Annotated in this window: 14 protein-coding genes; 2 read left to right on the top strand and 12 right to left on the bottom strand. The window is 46.2% G+C overall.

Annotated elements, in window-relative coordinates; all coding sequences use genetic code 11:
• Window positions 1-252 precede the first annotated feature (252 nt).
• The 9 genes from rpoE to BK139_RS04265 all read right to left on the bottom strand — a co-directional run bounded on the left by rpoE (window position 253) and on the right by BK139_RS04265 (window position 12,332).
• Window positions 253-837, bottom strand: coding sequence for a DNA-directed RNA polymerase subunit delta (gene rpoE / locus BK139_RS04300; RefSeq protein WP_076257073.1), 585 nt, complete (start codon window positions 835-837; stop codon window positions 253-255).
• A 242-nt stretch (window positions 838-1,079) separates the two neighbouring features.
• Complete coding sequence (locus BK139_RS23835; RefSeq protein WP_175609058.1) at window positions 1,080-1,256, bottom strand: hypothetical protein; 177 nt, start codon at window positions 1,254-1,256, stop codon at window positions 1,080-1,082.
• Window positions 1,257-1,391: 135 nt separating this feature from the next.
• Window positions 1,392-4,658, bottom strand: coding sequence for a fused isobutyryl-CoA mutase/GTPase IcmF (gene icmF, locus BK139_RS04295; RefSeq protein ID WP_076257072.1), 3,267 nt, complete (start codon window positions 4,656-4,658; stop codon window positions 1,392-1,394).
• 72 nt (window positions 4,659-4,730) lie between these two features.
• Window positions 4,731-5,351: a TetR/AcrR family transcriptional regulator gene (locus tag BK139_RS04290; protein ID WP_076257070.1), complete on the bottom strand. Its 621-nt coding sequence runs from the start codon at window positions 5,349-5,351 to the stop codon at window positions 4,731-4,733.
• Between the two features lie 31 nt (window positions 5,352-5,382).
• Complete coding sequence (locus tag BK139_RS04285) at window positions 5,383-6,522, bottom strand: acyl-CoA dehydrogenase (RefSeq protein ID WP_076257068.1); 1,140 nt, start codon at window positions 6,520-6,522, stop codon at window positions 5,383-5,385.
• 53 nt (window positions 6,523-6,575) lie between these two features.
• Window positions 6,576-7,706, bottom strand: coding sequence for an acyl-CoA dehydrogenase (locus tag BK139_RS04280; protein WP_076257066.1), 1,131 nt, complete (start codon window positions 7,704-7,706; stop codon window positions 6,576-6,578).
• Between the two features lie 48 nt (window positions 7,707-7,754).
• Window positions 7,755-8,606 carry a 3-hydroxybutyryl-CoA dehydrogenase gene (locus BK139_RS04275; protein ID WP_076257064.1) on the bottom strand — a complete coding sequence of 284 codons (852 nt, stop codon included), beginning with the start codon at window positions 8,604-8,606 and terminating at the stop codon, window positions 7,755-7,757.
• 99 nt (window positions 8,607-8,705) lie between these two features.
• Window positions 8,706-9,896, bottom strand: a complete 1,191-nt coding sequence (locus BK139_RS04270; protein ID WP_076257062.1) for an acetyl-CoA C-acetyltransferase — start codon at window positions 9,894-9,896, stop codon at window positions 8,706-8,708.
• Window positions 9,897-10,220: 324 nt separating this feature from the next.
• Window positions 10,221-12,332 (bottom strand): (Fe-S)-binding protein, encoded by a 2,112-nt coding sequence (locus BK139_RS04265; protein ID WP_076257060.1) that lies wholly within the window; start codon window positions 12,330-12,332, stop codon window positions 10,221-10,223.
• A gap of 278 nt (window positions 12,333-12,610) precedes the next feature.
• Between BK139_RS04265 and cls the strand changes: the two genes are divergently transcribed.
• Entirely contained in the window at window positions 12,611-13,792 is a 1,182-nt protein-coding gene (gene cls / locus BK139_RS04260; RefSeq protein WP_076257279.1) for a cardiolipin synthase, read from the top strand.
• A 186-nt stretch (window positions 13,793-13,978) separates the two neighbouring features.
• The gene (gene uvsE / locus BK139_RS04255) at window positions 13,979-14,935 is read left to right on the top strand and encodes a UV DNA damage repair endonuclease UvsE (protein ID WP_076257058.1); all 957 of its coding nucleotides are present in this window, start codon (window positions 13,979-13,981) and stop codon (window positions 14,933-14,935) included.
• Between the two features lie 28 nt (window positions 14,936-14,963).
• Here the strand turns inward: uvsE and BK139_RS04250 are convergent, their stop codons facing one another.
• The 3 genes from BK139_RS04250 to BK139_RS04240 all read right to left on the bottom strand — a co-directional run bounded on the left by BK139_RS04250 (window position 14,964) and on the right by BK139_RS04240 (window position 16,986).
• Window positions 14,964-15,506 (bottom strand): cysteine dioxygenase, encoded by a 543-nt coding sequence (locus tag BK139_RS04250; RefSeq protein WP_076257056.1) that lies wholly within the window; start codon window positions 15,504-15,506, stop codon window positions 14,964-14,966.
• Window positions 15,507-15,532: 26 nt separating this feature from the next.
• Window positions 15,533-16,435 (bottom strand): DMT family transporter, encoded by a 903-nt coding sequence (locus tag BK139_RS04245; RefSeq protein ID WP_076257278.1) that lies wholly within the window; start codon window positions 16,433-16,435, stop codon window positions 15,533-15,535.
• A gap of 371 nt (window positions 16,436-16,806) precedes the next feature.
• Window positions 16,807-16,986 (bottom strand): XapX domain-containing protein, encoded by a 180-nt coding sequence (locus tag BK139_RS04240; RefSeq protein WP_035328032.1) that lies wholly within the window; start codon window positions 16,984-16,986, stop codon window positions 16,807-16,809.
• Window positions 16,987-17,099: the final 113 nt, after the last annotated feature.

The raw sequence follows: 17,099 nt of genomic DNA, 5'->3' as shown, positions 1-17,099 counted from the left end.
TTTGTGCATAATGATGCCGGTTTAAAGACTTGATGAAAAAAATTCTATTGTTCAGCCTCCGTTTTTTTCAGCGGAAGCTTATCGCAAAGGGATGGTTTAGCTCTTCTTGAAAAGGCACATGGCCTGTAAAAAAAAATAAAAAGCGCTCCTCTTACTTAAGTAAGTAAGGGAGCGCTATTAGCGTCTAAACGAATCGTCCTTTTTTAAGGAGCCCAAAAAGTATTCTACAAGCCCTGAAACGAAAAGTCAAGGTTATAAATCTTCTTCCTCTTCATCAGCTTCGAGGTCATCTTCCTCAAGCTCTTCGTCATCATCGCCAAGGTCGAATTCTTCATCTTTTTCTACGATATCATCATCGTCTTCGAAATCATCATCATCATCTTCAAGATCATCGTCATCGTCGAGAAGATCTTCATCATCGTCATCAGTCAGATCATCATCATCGAATCCGTCGATATCATCGTAGTCGATATCCTCTTCATCCAGTTCATCATAATCTTCAAGATCGAGATCGTCGTCGTCCTTTTTCTTCGCCTTTTTCTTCTTAGGCTTGATTACCGTTACGACTTCTTCTTCATATTGGTCAACCGGATACCATGAACGAAGACCCCAGCGGTTATCACCTAATCCGATGAAATGGCCATCTATATTTAAATCTGTATAGAACTGTGCAATTTTCCCCTTGACTTGTTCCCCTGAAAGGTTCATAAGTTTAGCTACTTCATTCATGATGTCATTAAAGGCCATTGGTTCTTTTTTGCTTGTCAGAAGTTCATAAGCCACTTCGATTAATGACATTTCCTGCAATTCTTCTTTTGAGAACTGTTCCAAACTCAATATCAGCACTTCCTTTCCCTATGTAAACGCTCATACACGCGCAAATTATAAACTATAAAAGTTGAATTTCCGCAGGGCCCTGCAAATGCATGCGGACAGCCTGCAAGAAGGCATATTCTTCATTATAAACAAATTTTTACGGTTTATGCCAGTTATATCTGCTGTTCCGTACATTTTTATGGAGATTATTTTTCGTTCAGCATCTAAGGCCAGCAGGTAAAATCCATATGTGTCCGATTTACCTAATCTGCCCTTCTCCGCCTCCTGCCCCTCAGCGGCCGGTCCCATTTTTTATAGGCGAGCCAGGTGAAGTAGATGGAGAGCAGGAAGAATGCTATGGCTCCCAGCTGTTTTCCATATAAAAAGTTAACACCTGCAGCAGCGGCAAGTATGGCTGCGTAGAGCAAGATTTTTTTCATATTTTCACATCCCAGGTTTCCCGAAGTGCATTGCTATGTATTGATTCCATTATATAGGATATGGATGTATTTTATATTAATTCTATGTTAAAAAATAGTGCAGAAAACAAGGGCCTGCTGCTGCAGGCCCTGTTTTTACATATTCCGCCGGTACTGCCCGCCCACTTCGTATAATGCACGGGTAATCTGGCCGAGGCTTGCCACTTTGACGGTTTCCATCAGCTCGGCGAAGATGTTTCCGCCGCTGACTGCTGCTTCCTTCAATTGGTTCAGTGCCTCTTCCGATTTGTCTTTGTTGCGTTCCTGGAAGCTGCGCAGATTGCGGATTTGCGTTTCTTTTTCTTCCTTCGTTGCCCTTGCAAGCTCCATGTTGTTCATTTCATCCTCTGATGGAGGATTAGGGTTCAAGTAAGTGTTAACCCCGATGATCGGAAGCTCGCCGGTATGCTTTTTCATTTCATAGTACATGGACTCATCCTGGATTTTGCCGCGCTGATATTGAGTTTCCATGGCGCCGAGAACGCCGCCCCGGTCATTGATGCGTTCGAACTCTCTCAGCACCTGCTCTTCCACAAGATCTGTCAGCTCATCCACGATAAATGCGCCCTGAAGCGGATTTTCATTTTTCGACAAGCCATGCTCTTTTGTAATGATCATCTGGATGGCCATTGCCCGGCGGACAGACTCTTCCGTCGGTGTCGTGATGGCTTCATCATACGCATTGGTATGAAGCGAGTTGCAGTTATCCTGAAGCGCCATTAACGCCTGCAGCGTTGTGCGGATATCGTTAAAATCGATTTCCTGTGCATGCAGGGAACGTCCTGAAGTCTGGATATGGTACTTCAGCTTCTGGCTTCTCTCGTTCGCACCATATTTATCTCTCATAACCGTTGCCCAAATGCGGCGCGCCACACGGCCGAGCACGGTATACTCCGGATCCAGTCCATTCGAGAAGAAGAATGAAAGGTTTGGTGCAAAATCATTGATGTTCATGCCTCTGCTCAAATAGTACTCTACATACGTAAAGCCATTTGCCAGTGTAAAGGCAAGCTGTGAAATCGGGTTAGCGCCCGCTTCCGCGATATGGTAGCCGGAAATCGATACAGAGTAGTAATTGCGGACCTTGTGGTCAATGAAGTACTGTTGAATATCCCCCATCATTCTTAAAGCGAACTCTGTCGAGAAGATACAAGTATTTTGTCCCTGGTCCTCTTTTAAAATATCAGCCTGAACCGTCCCGCGGACAGTCTGCAGCGTTTGCGCCCTTACTTCGGTGAACTCTTCAAGTGTCAGCACATGGCCAAGCTCCTGCTCTTTTGCCTCAATCTGCTGTTCAATCGCCGTGTTCATGAACATGGCCAAAATAATCGGCGCCGGCCCATTAATCGTCATCGAAACAGATGTAGATGGATGGCACAAATCAAAACCGGCATACAGCTTCTTCATATCATCAAGCGTACAGATGCTGACGCCGCTTTCCCCGACTTTTCCGTAAATATCCGGGCGGTAGTCAGGATCTTCTCCGTAGAGGGTTACAGAATCAAAGGCTGTGCTTAAGCGCTTTGCGGCATCGTCTTTGGATAGATAATGGAAGCGGCGGTTTGTCCGTTCAGGCGTACCCTCTCCGGCAAACTGTCTTTTCGGATCTTCACCCTCGCGTTTGAATGGGAACACACCGGCTGTATAAGGGAAGGAACCCGGCACGTTTTCTCTGTATACCCAGCGGATGATTTCTCCGTAATCCTTGTACTTAGGCAGTGCCACTTTGGGAATAGACAGCCCGGATAAGCTCTTTGTTTTTAAAACCGTCACGATGTCTTTATCGCGGATTTTTGTTACAAATTGCTCGCCTGAGTACTTTTCCTTCAGATCTTCCCAGCCTGCCAGAATGTTCTTTGTTTCAGCCGTCAGCTTTTCTTCTGCTGCTGATTTAATGGCTTCAAGAGAAGCAATCACTTCTTCGTTTCCTTCTTGTTCTTTTACAGCAAGCATTGCCCCCTCAAGCTGGAACAGTTTGCGGGCAAGATCGGCCTGCTCTTCGGCTTTCTTATGGAAGCCGCGGACTGCTTCAGATACTTCGCGGAGATAATAGCGCTGTTCATTCGGGATAATGACATTCTGCTTTTCAACTTTTGCGTTCTTTGTAAAACTTGTTTTCCAGTCAGTTCCTGCTTTTTCATTAATCGTTTCCACCAGTGCCGCAAACACCGCATTTGTACCCGGGTCATTGAACTGGCTCGCAATGGTTCCGTAGACAGGCATGTCTTCAAGCTCTTTTTCAAAAAGCATCCGGCTGCGCTGGTACTGCTTTTGCACCTGGCGCATCGCATCCTCTGAGCCTTTGCGCTCAAATTTATTAATGACGATCAAATCTGCATAATCGATCATATCAATTTTTTCAAGCTGGGATGGCGCACCGAATTCACTTGTCATGACATACATCGAAGCATCACAAATTTCCGTAATGCCGGCATCCCCCTGCCCGATTCCGCTTGTTTCCACAATAATCAAATCAAAGCCGGCTGCTTTGACAACTGAAATCGCATCCTGAATCGCAAGCGACAGCTCACTGCGGGAATTTCTTGTTGCCAGGCTTCGCATATAGACTCGCGGATTAAAGATGGCGTTCATGCGGATTCGGTCGCCAAGAAGCGCACCGCCCGTTTTTTGCTTTGTCGGATCAACTGAAAGAATCGCGACCTTTTTCTCCGGAATTTCATTAATGAAACGGCGGATCAGCTCATCTGTCAGCGAGCTTTTTCCGGCACCGCCTGTTCCTGTAATCCCTACAACCGGAACCTGCTTTTCCAGGGATTTTACTTTCTCCATAACCGGCTCAAGCGCAGCTGCCGCTTCCTTGCCTACTGTTACCTGGTGCTCAGCCAGTGTAATGAGCTTCGCAATGGCATTTGTTTCCCCGTCCTGAAGCTTTTCGATCTGCTCGGATGCTTCAGCTGTGAACGTAGGGAAATCACACTCCTTGATCATTCGGTCAATCATTCCTTGGAGGCCGTATTGGCGGCCATCTTCCGGAGAAAAAATCCTCGCGATTCCGTAGTCATGTAATTCTTTGATTTCCTTCGGGATAATAACACCGCCCCCTCCGCCATAAATGCGGATGTGGGATGCGCCTCTTTCCTTCAGAAGATCATACATATATTTGAAATATTCTACATGTCCTCCCTGATAAGAGGAAATGGCGATTCCCTGCACATCTTCCTGAATCGCAGCATTTACGACTTCCTCCACAGAACGGTTATGCCCGAGGTGGATGACCTCTGCCCCGCTTGCCTGGATGATGCGTCGCATAATGTTGATGGAAGCATCATGCCCGTCAAATAGACTGGAAGCCGTTACAAAACGAATATGATTTTTCGGCTTATAGACTTCTGGATTGCTCATCGTTCTCCCCCTTGTCCGTAAACGCAAGGCTAATCCCTGCGCACTATTCTTAAGCTTTTTCCGAGACCTTGCCTAATCCTTTATTCCCTGAAAAAGAAGATTGGTCTGCAGCTGGATATATTCCTCGATGCTGTACATTTTCTGCAGGGACCAGCGGCGGAATGCCCACATTTGCCCCTGAACAAAAATGTTATGGGCGATCATTTTGATTTTTTCCTCCGGCAGGTCCAGTTCCCCGTTTTCCACGCAAAGGGTTATGACATGCTCGAACATGCCAACCATTTCTATTTCTTTCTTGAGCACATATGGAAGGGCGTCCTTTGTCAGCGCCTTTACTTCCTGGTACATGACTAGCACTTCATCCTGCATTTCGTCGACCACTTTGAAGTAATCGGCGATGCCCTGCTTCAGGCTTTCAAGTGTGCCCTGTTTTGTATCAAGGCCTTTTTGAAGCCGCTCGGCGACCTGGTCGTAAATGCTGTCGCAAACCAGGTACAGCACGTCTTCCTTTGTCCGGATGTATTCATAAAGCGTTCCAATACTAAAACCAGATGCCTTTGCGATCTCTCTAGTTGTTGTACGATGGAACCCTTTTTGGATAAAAAGGGTGACGGCACCTTTAATCATCTGATCGCGTCTTTTTTTGACAAGACGCTCATCTTTAACAGAAGCCTGCACTTCCCGTTTTTTCATTGTTACCTACCGCCTCCCCCAGTCAGACATATTATTTCGTTACCATACGAGAGATTACAAGACGCTGGATTTCCTGTGTTCCCTCGTAAATCTGTGTGATTTTGGCATCGCGCATGTAGCGTTCTACCGGGTAGTCCTTTGTATATCCGTAGCCGCCAAAGATTTGAACGGCGTCAGTTGTCACTTTCATGGCCGTGTCACCGGCAAGAAGTTTGGACATGGCAGATTCTTTTCCGTATGGAAGTCCTTCTGATTCCAGCCATGCTGCCTGGTACGTTAATAGTCTTGAAGCTTCAATGCTTGTGGCCATGTCAGCCAGCTTAAAGCCGATTCCCTGCTGGGCAGCTATCGGCTTGCCGAACTGCTGGCGCTCTTTTGCATATTCAACCGAAGCATCCAGTGCGCCCTGAGCGATTCCGACCGCCTGGGCAGCGATGCCGTTGCGGCCGCCATCAAGTGTCATCATGGCAACTTTGAAGCCTTCGCCTACATTGCCCAGCACGTTCTCAACCGGAACCTTGCACTCTTCGAAAATAATCTCAGTTGTAGGTGAGGAGCGGATCCCCAATTTCTTTTCCTTCTTGCCGACAGAGAAGCCTTCAAAGCCTGCTTCCACGATGAACGCTGTTGTGCCTTTATGCTTGGATGATGGATCTGTCAGGGCAAACACGACATAGATATCTGCGATACCGCCGTTTGTGATGAATATTTTGCTGCCGTTTAAGACGTAATGATCGCCTTCAAGACGTGCTGTCGTTCTCATTCCGCCGGCATCAGATCCGCTGCCCGGCTCTGTAAGGCCGTATGCGCCGATTTTTTCACCTTGTGCCATTGGCTTTAAGTACTTTTGCTTTTGCTCTTCGTTTCCGAACTTGAAGATCGGCCAGCCTGCAAGGGACGTATGGGCAGAAAGAGTTACACCTGTAGAAGCACATACTCTGGAAAGCTCTTCAACTGCGATGCAATATGCCAGGTAATCACTGCCGATTCCGCCGTACTCTTCAGGCCACGGAATCCCTGTTAATCCAAGCTCCGCCATTTTGTCAAAAATCTCTCTGTCAAAGCGTTCTTCTTCGTCACGTTCAGCAGCAGTCGGTGCCACTTCATTCCTGGCAAAATCGCGCACCATTTTTCTGATCATTTCATGCTCTTCACTTAATTGGAAATTCATTGTTGGTCCCTCGCTTTATATGGATTCGTTGATTTTTTTATTAAAAGGCAGCTTTACAGCTGTTTGCTGATGACTATCCGCTGAATTTCGCTTGTGCCTTCATAGATTTCGGTAATTTTTGCATCGCGGAAGTAGCGCTCAACCGGGTAATCCTCTGTGTATCCATAGCCTCCGAATACCTGGATGGCCTCTGTTGTCACGTCTACTGCTGTTTTGGATGCAAACAGCTTTGCCATGGAGGCTTCTAGTCCGCACTTGATGCCGCGCTGGCGCATGTCTGCTGCGCGATAGATTAATAGTTTTGAAGCTTCAACGCTTGTCGCCATGTCTGCAAGCTTAAAACCGACACCCTGCTGAGCGGCGATCGGCTTGCCGAACTGTACGCGTTCCTTTGCATAACCTGCTGCTGCTTCAAAAGCTGCCTCTGCGATTCCAAGTGCCTGTGAAGCAATCCCGATCCGTCCGGCATCCAGATTAGCCATCGCAATCTTGAAGCCTTCTCCTTCATTGCCGAGGAGATTTTCAGCCGGAACCCGCATATCTTCAAATGTCAGCTGCAGAGTTCTGGAGCCATGCAGACCCATTTTGTGCTCATCTTTACCAAAGACAAGGCCTGGCGTATCCTTCTCGACAATGAAAGCGGAGATGCCTTTGCTGCCAAGCTCCGGATTTGTGGAAGCGAATACGATATATACGTCGGCTTCACCGGCATTCGTGATGAACACTTTTGAGCCATTAATGACATAATGATTTCCGTCTTTTACCGCGCGGGACTTTAAGCTTCCCGCATCCGAGCCTGCGCTCGGTTCCGTGAGGCAAAAAGCACCGAGATACTCGCCTGAAGCAAGCTTCGGAATATATTTCTGCTTTTGCTCTTCCGTACCGAAATAAAGGATTGGGTTTGTTCCAACCGATGTGTGAACCGATAAAATGACACCAACCGTCGCACTTACGCGGGACAGTTCATGGATGGCGATAATATACGAAGTAAAGTCCATTTCCGATCCGCCGTATTTTTCAGGAATGGGAATTCCCATCAGGCCAAGCTCGCCCATTTTGCGGAGAATCTCCCTTGGAAACTCGCCCTGCTCCATTTTTTCAACAAAAGGGGCGATTTCTGCCTGAGCAAAATCGCGCACCATTTTTCTCATCATTTCCTGCTCTTCTGTAAATCTCAGGTTCATTTGTATACCCTCCGATGCTGCCCGGGTCTGGTGGCCAAGGCTAATGGTTTATTCGTAAACGTAAAAGCCTCTGCCTGTCTTCTTGCCAAGCCAGCCTGCTTTTACATATTTTCTTAACAGCGGGCATGGGCGGTATTTATCATCGCCAAAGCCTTCATGCAGGGTTTCCATAATATACAGGCATGTATCTAGACCAATAAAGTCGGCCAAAGTGAGCGGCCCCATTGGATGGTTCATGCCAAGCTTCATCACTTCATCAATGGCCTCTTTTGTCGCGACCCCTTCGTAAAGCGTGAAGATTGCTTCATTGATCATCGGCATCAGGATGCGGTTGGATACAAACCCTGGGAAATCATTTACTTCTACTGGCACTTTTTTGAGTGTCTTCGTGATGTCTTCAATCGTTTGGTACACTTCGTCAGCAGTCGCAAGGCCGCGGATGATTTCCACTAGCTTCATCACCGGCACCGGGTTCATAAAATGCATGCCGATTACTTTTTCGGGACGTCTTGTTGCTGCTGCGATTTCTGTAATCGGAAGGGATGACGTGTTGCTTGCCAGAATCGCATGCTCTGGTGCAATTTCATCCAGCTGGCTGAAGATCTTCGTTTTAATCTCCATGTTTTCAACCGCTGCTTCGATGACGAGCTCTACGTTTTTGGCGTCCTGAAGATCGCTTGAAGCGGTTACATTTTTCAGGACTGCTTCCATCTCGTCCGCTGTCATGCGCTCTTTTTCCACCTGGCGGGAAAGATTCTTTTTAATCACAGCAAGGCCGCGTTCCACAAACTCCGGCTTTAAGTCATTTAAGATGACGCTATAGCCTGCCTGTGCACAAACCTGTGCTATTCCTGAACCCATTTGTCCAGCACCGATTACCATAATGTTTTTTACGTTCATTTTTGTATCCTCCGTTCTTGGGTTTGGCCGGTTGTTCTATATTTACTTTTATGGCCGCTGAACCGTTTTGGCTCGAATCGTGTTATCGCTAATCCCTATTCACTGCTGCTTTGGAACCTCAATCATCACCGCATCGCCCTGGCCGCCGCCGCTGCAGATGGCTGCGATGCCGATTCCGCCTCCGCGGCGCTTCAGTTCGTGCATCAGGGTCAGAATGATTCTTGCTCCGCTCGCTCCAATTGGGTGGCCAAGTGCCACAGCCCCGCCGTTGACGTTTACTTTTTCTGCATCAAGACCGGCAATTTTTCCGCTTGTAAGAGCAACGGCCGCAAATGCCTCATTTATTTCGAATAGATCAATCTCTTCCAGGGTTTTTCCTGTCTTTTTCAATAGAGCATTAATGACAAGGCCCGGTGTCTGCGGGAAGTCTTTGGCTTCCACCGCAAGGGCTGTATGGCCGAGAATATAAGCTTCCGGTTTTTTGCCTTCTCGTTCTGCACGTTCTTCGCTCATCAATACCAATGCTGCGGCCCCGTCGTTGACGCCAGGCGCATTCCCGGCAGTAATCGTTCCGTCAGAGTTAAAAACAGATCCGAGCCTGGCGAGCTTTTCCAAAGAAGTATCTTTACGAGGTGACTCATCCTGAGAAACAACGACCGGTTCCCCTTTTCGCTGCGGAACTTCCACCGGAACGATTTCTTCTGCCAGTTTGCCGGATTCGATTGCAGCAAGTGCACGTTCATGGCTTCTCAGAGCCCAATTGTCCTGCTCTTCACGGCTGATTTCGAATTCTTTCGCTGTGGAGTTTCCGTACGTTCCCATATGGACGCCTGTGAAGCTGCAGCTTAAACCGTCGTGGACCATTAAATCCTTGACCGTGGAATCACCCATGCGCAGGCCCCAGCGTGCTTTTGGCAAAATGTATGGCGCGTTGCTCATGGACTCCATGCCGCCTGCTACGATGACTTCCTCATCACCCGCACGAATAATCTGATCCCCTAATGTGACGCTTCGCATGCCGGAAGCACACACTTTATTGATCGTTTCCGTTTTCACTTCCCATGGCAAGCCTGCTTTTCTGGCAGCCTGGCGTGAAGGGATTTGCCCCTGTCCTCCCTGGAGAACGGTTCCGAGAATCACTTCGTCAACATCCTCCGGGTTAACGCCGGCACGGTTCAGCGCTTCTTTAACTGCAAATCCGCCAAGATCAGAAGCTGTAAAGCTGCTGAGACCTCCTGCAAATTTTCCAAAAGGTGTTCTTACTCCGCTAAGAATTACGGTTTTCCCCATAAAGAATCGCTCCTTTGTACTATCAATTTAAAATGTTCGAAAAATTATTTAGAAAAAAATAGAGTCTTTGCTGCAGATCTAGTTGAAGTTAACTGTTTGTGAAGGTGCTGGTCATTGACTGAACGCTCGCTCGAAAGGACCGCGTTAAAAAAGGATTTACCCGATCTTCAGTCACCCGGTAAAATTGTAAGCGCTTTATCATTTTCTATTTTACTAGAAAAATAGCAGAAATTGAAACACTTTACACAAAATTCAGGCAAAAACATTTTTCGTCAAAATGCATTACATGAATTTTGCTGTGCTTCAATTTCCACTTTCAATATATTAGGATGCTACACTCCGGCTTTCACCTATAACGGACTTTTCCAGAATTTCAGCAACATCGTACGTATGAACCTGTTCTTCCACTTCTTTCGCTTTTGTTCCATCAGACAGCATGGTTAAGCAGTATGGACATCCTGAACTGATCACGGATGGATTTACTGCCAGTGCCTGCTCTGTACGTGATACGTTGATGCGGTGTCCGGTTTCTTCTTCCATCCACATCAGGCCGCCGCCCGCTCCGCAGCACATGCCGGTTTCGCGGTTTCTTTCCATTTCCACAAGCTTGACGCCCGGGATGCTCTTAAGGATTTCACGCGGAGGATCATATACCTCGTTGTAGCGTCCCAGATAGCAGGAATCATGGAAGGTAATCGTTTCTTCCACTGCATATTGCGGCTTCAGCTTGCCTTCTTCCACAAGCTGGGCAAGAACTTCAGTATGGTGATAAACCTCTGCCTCTAATCCGAAATCCGGATACTCATTTTTGAAAATGTTATAGGCATGAGGATCAATCGTGACAATCTTCTTCACTTCATTCTTCTCAAACTCTTCAATGTTCTTAGTGGCAAGCTCTTGGAACAGGAACTCGTTTCCAAGACGTCTTGGCGTGTCACCAGAGTTCTTTTCCTTGTTGCCAAGGATGGCGAACTTGACGCCCGCCTCATTCATTAGTTTCGCAAAGGAAAGCGCGATCTTCTGGCTGCGGTTGTCATAAGAGCCCATCGAACCAACCCAGAATAAGTATTCGAACTCTTCGCCCGCCTTTTTCATTTCCTTCACTGTCGGCACATGAACATCTTCACGTGCTTCTCTCCAGTCTTCACGCTCCTTGCGGTTCAGTCCCCAAGGATTGCCCTGGCGCTCGATATTAGTCATGGCGCGCTGTGCGTCAGCGTCCATTTTACCTTCAGTTAAAACAAGGTAGCGGCGCAGGTCGATAATTTTATCAACATGTTCATTCATTACCGGACATTGGTCTTCACAGTTTCGGCAAGTTGTACAAGCCCAGATTTCTTCTTCTGTAATGACTTCACCAATCAGGCTTGGGCTGTATGCAAGACCAGCCGCAGCTTCTTCTGCACCCTGGCCGGCAGCTGCAAGGGCAAGCTGATTGCCTTTCGTGCTGGAAAAAGCGAATGTCGGCACCCACGGCTGCTTCGACGTGACAACAGCGCCGTGATTTGTTAAATGATCACGCAATTTCAGGATTAAATCCATCGGCGAAAGCATCTTTCCAGTGCCGGTTGCCGGACACATATTGGTACAGCGTCCGCATTCTACACACGCATAGAAGTCAATCATCTGATGCTGTGTAAAATCTTCAATCTTTCCGACACCAAAGCTTTCCTGTGATTCATCTTCAAAGTCGATTGCCTTTAATTTCCCCGGATTGTCCAGACGGTTGAAATATACGTTGGCCGGTCCGGCGATTAAGTGAGCGTGCTTGGATTGAGGCACATACACCAGGAAGGCAAGCAGGAATAATAAATGAATCCACCATGCGATATAAAAGACAGCAATTGAGGCTGTCTCACCCATCCATGAGAATCCGCCGGCAATCAGGGAAGCAACCGGTTCTGTCCAGGTTCCTTCATGGCCATGCCAGATCATGCTCATGCCATTGCCAAGCAGGACGGAAAGCATGAGCCCTCCGATAAAAATAAGGACGAGACCTGATTTGAATCCGCGCTTTAAGCGGACAAGCTTTTCCACATAACGGCGGTAGAAAGCCCAGATTACCGCAACAAGGATCGTAAGGGTCACAATTTCCTGGAAAAAGGTGAACCCGGGATATAAAGGTCCAAGCGGCAGGTGTGCACCTGGCTTAATTCCTTTGATAATAAAATCAATCGCTCCGAATTGGACAAGAATGAAGCCGTAGAAAAACATCACGTGAATGATGCCGCTTTTCTTATCCTTTAAAAGCTTTTTCTGGCCAAAAACATTGACCCAGATCTTTTCAAGGCGCTCTTTCACCTTGCCGTCAAACTCCACCTTTTTGCCAAGCTTAATATATTCAATCCGCGTCTTCACAACATAGACAAACAGGCTGATAGCGTAAGCGGTTACAAGAAGGAATGCAATTAAGTTGATCCATAATAAACCGTTCATGGGCATGGTGCTCCTTTCCTCATCTTAGAAAATTTAAAAAACAGTATAATTTTCTGAATTTACTCTTACTCCCATTATATTATGAATGAGCATTCAGTCAACCACTTTTCTTAAAACTTGTTCGAAAAATTTTATTATTTCCATTTATTAATTTCTTTTTTAAAGCGGAAAAGTCCTTCCTGTTTGGAAATAATCCCTGATAGAAATGGAACGGCAGGAAATACTAACGGGAAAATCCTGTCGAGAGGAAGATTGCATTGACTGTCTGGAATATCCTTATGGCCGTTTTACTCGTCATATTCCTGTGGCTCTATATCGATTTTACATGGGGCCGGAAAAGCCATATGAAAAAGCTTGAGCGGACCGCCTTACCCATCCGGCAGTCTGATATGGAATTGTTTGCAGATGGGCCTTCATTATTTGATGATCTTTTCTCTGAGCTTAAGAAAGCCCAAAAGCACATTCATGTTTTATTTTATATTGTGAAGGATGATAAAATCAGCAAGGAGTTTTTATCCATTTTAATGGGTAAAGCAAAAGAAGGAGTGGAAGTCCGTCTTCTCTTGGATTGGGCAGGAAGTTTTCCTGTCAAAAGAAAAACCGTTAAGGAACTGAAAAGCAGCGGCATCAAATTTTCGTTTGCGCATGTGCCAAAGCTGCCTTTTCTCTTTTATTCATTTCAGGCCCGGAACCATCGGAAAATTACTGTTATTGATGGGAAGATCGGTTACAGCGGCGGTTTTAATATTGGCAAAGAATACATCAATCAGGACAAAAAGCTGAACCCGTGGCGTGACTACCATTTAAAATTTTTTGGGGAAGGCGTGCAGGATCTGCAAAGAGAGTTTCTGACTGACTGGTATAAGGCAACGAAGACCGACCTGCTCGCAAACAGCGTCTATTTCCCTGAGCTTCATGCAGGTAAATACCGCCATCAATTTGCGGCTTATAAAGGGGCTTTTCTGGAAGAAAGCTTCTCATCATTAATAAGGAATGCGAAAACGAGCATTACGATTGGGACCCCCTATTTTATTCCGGGCAAAAGACTTTTTAAGGATCTGCTCCATGCCCTGAAACGCGGCGTCACGGTCAAGATTCTCGTCCCATGCGTGACAGATCATATTCTTGTAAAAGAAGCCTCTTATTTTTATCTGAGAACCTTGATAAAAGAAGGCGCTTATGTGTATGAGTACAAAAAGGGCTTTTACCATGCAAAGGCGATTATAATCGATGATGAGATTAGTGATATCGGAACAGCCAATTTCGATAAGCGGAGCCTGTTCTTAAATTATGAAATCAATTGCTTTATTTATGACAAAGAGTTCATAGAGCAAATCCAGGCTGTTGTAGACAAAGACATACTAAATGCAAAGAGATTGACCCTAAAAGAATTAAACCGTCTGGATCCTTTACGGACATTTAAAGAGATGCTTGCCCGGTCTGTGGCAAGTTTTCTGTAAGAAAAGCGGAAGCGCCTTGCCCACCCCCGACAAGCACAAGACGAGCCTTCCGGAAAGGCGTTCTTTGCCTTTATGGAAGGTTTGGCTTGTGACCTCGAGGGGTAGGCGCTGGAGCTAGACAGCTCTCGAAATACAAAGATTTACATTCTGTCAGAATATAAATCGGCATAAAGAAGGTGCTGCAAATTGAAAATCAGACTGGGGTATGTTTCCCATGCGATCAGCCTGTGGGAGGCATCTCCTGCAAGAACATTAACATTTACACGCTATCAGCAGCTGCCTGAAGAGGAAAGGCTGGACAAGCTGAAGGCCGTCACAGCGGTGAATCTGCAAAATACGCTGCGAATGCTTTATTTTAATATCGCCCATGAAATTCAGCTGTATCGGCTCTCAAGCTCCATCGTGCCTTTGGCCACCCATCCGGAGGTTTTATGGGATTTTGTCACCCCCTTTAAAGAAAAATGGCTTGAGATTGGCGATTTGATTAAAAAACATGACCTCCGCGTGAGCTTTCATCCCAATCAATTCACCCTGTTCACTTCTCCGCGCGATGATGTGACCCGGAATGCAGTTAAAGATATGGAATACCATTATCGAATGTTCGAGGCCATGGGTGTTGAAAAGAAAAGCGTCATCAACATCCATATTGGCGGGGCTTACGGTGACAAGCTCTCGACCATTGACAGGTTCCATGAAAATCTGAAGACACTGCCGTCTCATATTAAAGAGCAGATGACACTTGAGAATGATGATAAAACCTATAATGCGGATGAAACCCTCCTGGCCTGCCAGAAGGAAAACATCCCTCTTGTATTCGATTATCATCACCATATGGCGAACCTCAGCACCCGCCCGCTGGAAGAAATTCTCCCGGAGATTTTTCAGACATGGGACAAAACAGGACTCAAGCCGAAAATTCATATTTCCTCGCCCAAATCGGAAAAGGCCTTTCGATCCCATGCCGACTATGTTGACCTGGATTTTATCCGGCCCCTTCTCGACGTGCTGAAGACCTTTAATCAGGATGTCGATTTTATGATCGAGGCGAAAGCCAAGGACAAGGCTGCACTTAAGCTGACAGAGGATATCAGCAGTATCCGCGGGGTGAAAAGGATCGGCGGAGCGGAAGTAGAGTGGAAATAATGAAGGCGTTCCATGTGCGGAACGCCTTTTATTTTAACTGAATCTCCCTCACCTTCTGTCTCTGCTCCTCCGGCCACCAGGCTCCGCAGTCTTCAGAGACTACACAGGCTGCACATTTTCCCAGGTCGTACACCCTCATTCCCGTAATCGGAGGCGAATAGAGGTGCAGTGTGACAAGGTTTTCCCTGCCTGCGCTCTTCATTTTGTGCACACCTTTTTTTGGCGCAAAAAAGAAGGAGCCTTGGGACTTAACCTCTGCAAAAAGCTCAATTGGGACATCTTCCTTCACTTCAAAAACAGTGTTTTCCGAATCTCCATTTAACACTTGAATCCATCCCTTTGAGTTTCCATGATCATGCGGAGCGCATTCGATATCCGACCAGTTCATAACGAGCAGCTCCACTTCATCATTTTGATAAAGCAGCTTGCGGTAATAGGGTTTTCCATCTGGCGGCTGCAGGTGTGGAACCAGGTCATCAAGCCTGATATTCAGTGAGGCCAAAGCTATTTTTAGTTCATCTGCAGAGGGTGATTTTAAAGAAGCCAAAATGCTTTGAAACCGTTCAATCATTAAACGATTCCCCCTTTTCATGTGGATTATCGTTTTCTCCCTGAAAAATATTTCAGCTGACCATTCACCATGATCACTCCTATAATAATTATGATTCCGCCCATACTGCTTATGAAGAAAATTTTTTCACGAAGCAGAAGAATGGCCGCAATAAGGGTAAATAACGGCTCCATATAGATAAACATCGATACCTTGGAGGCTTCCAAAACCTCGAGTGCCTTGGACCAGTACCAATAGCCGATCCCTGAAACAAATATGCCCAGAAATATTATATGGGCCCATTCAGAACCAGATAATAGATGGAATTTCTCCCATCCCCTATCTCTCAATAAAAAGGGAATCGTCAGCATGCACCCAAGCAGACTCATATAAAATGTGACCACAAGGGAAGGCAGCTTAATGTGCAGTTTTTTTACCAGGATGGAATATACGGCCCAATTCAGTGTACTTAGAATCATTAGGAAATATCCTATATTTAAAGCAAATCCCAGCGTCTGACCGCTCCTCGCTCCCGTTACCATGAGCACGCCGGAAATCGCAGTTATAATGCCCAGTGTCTTAAGGAATGTCAATTTTTCATGAAGAAAGATCATGGAGAGAAGCACAGTAAATACAGGTGAAAAAGAAATAATCCATCCCGCAGAGGAGGCGTCTATCGTCTCTAAGGCTGTGACCTGGATGACCTGATGGATGAAAACGCCAAGTACACCGAGAACAATTAAATGGGGAATATATTCAAGCGGAATCCGGAGCGGATATCTTTTCAAGAGAAGCACAAGGAGCAGAAAAGCGGCTCCGATGGCAAACCGGAGCATGATTAAAGTATAAGGGTCCAGCTTATCCAAAACCGCTTTTGTGGAGACAAAAGAGACTCCCCAAAAACTGATCGAAATGGTTGCATAAAGTGAGGCTGCAAACTGTGGCTTCATGGGCGGGCATGTCCTTTCCGGAAGGGTTTTTACCATGATATGCTCGTCCGGAAGTAACATGCGGTGTTTTTTTGGCGGTTTTGACAGGTTAGTTCCTAAATTTATCATTTGGCTGCTGATTTGGCTGGTTTGCTGACTACTTTTTTGAGAATTGCTCCTTAGCTTTCGGTTTGCTGTCTGGATTTCGGTTTTTGCGGGGTTTGTTTGTAGTTTTCCGAATCTATTTGCTGATTTCCCAGGTTTATTTGCAAAAATCCCGGATCTATTTGCTGATTTCCTATGTTTATTTGCAGACATTCCAGATCTATTTGCAAAGTTCACATTTAAACCAAAAAGGATGCCCAAAACTCCCTCGGACATCCTTTCCCAATCTATCTCAATATCCCCTGCAGCCAGGGCAGAACCACTTCATATGCTTTAAACCCAAGATAAATGCCGACAATTCCCATAATCCCGGGAAGCGCTGGCGGTGCGGGAATCGGCAGCTTCATGAAAGCAAAGACGAATCCGACTACAAATCCTGTAAGAATAGATAATAGAACGATTTTCATGAGACCCTCCTAAAATGACCTACTATGTTTTACCAGTTTCACAATACCCTTAAACATATGGCTTTAGCTTTCCCTTTTTCGTCTAAAACATGAAAAAAGCCGGCACCAATAAG

The organism is Paenibacillus sp. FSL R5-0490 (assembly GCF_001956215.1).
In the GTDB taxonomy this organism is placed as follows: domain Bacteria; phylum Bacillota; class Bacilli; order Bacillales; family Cytobacillaceae; genus Cytobacillus.
Note: the sequence above shows the minus strand (reverse complement) of the source record. Positions and strands in the feature narration are given on the sequence as shown.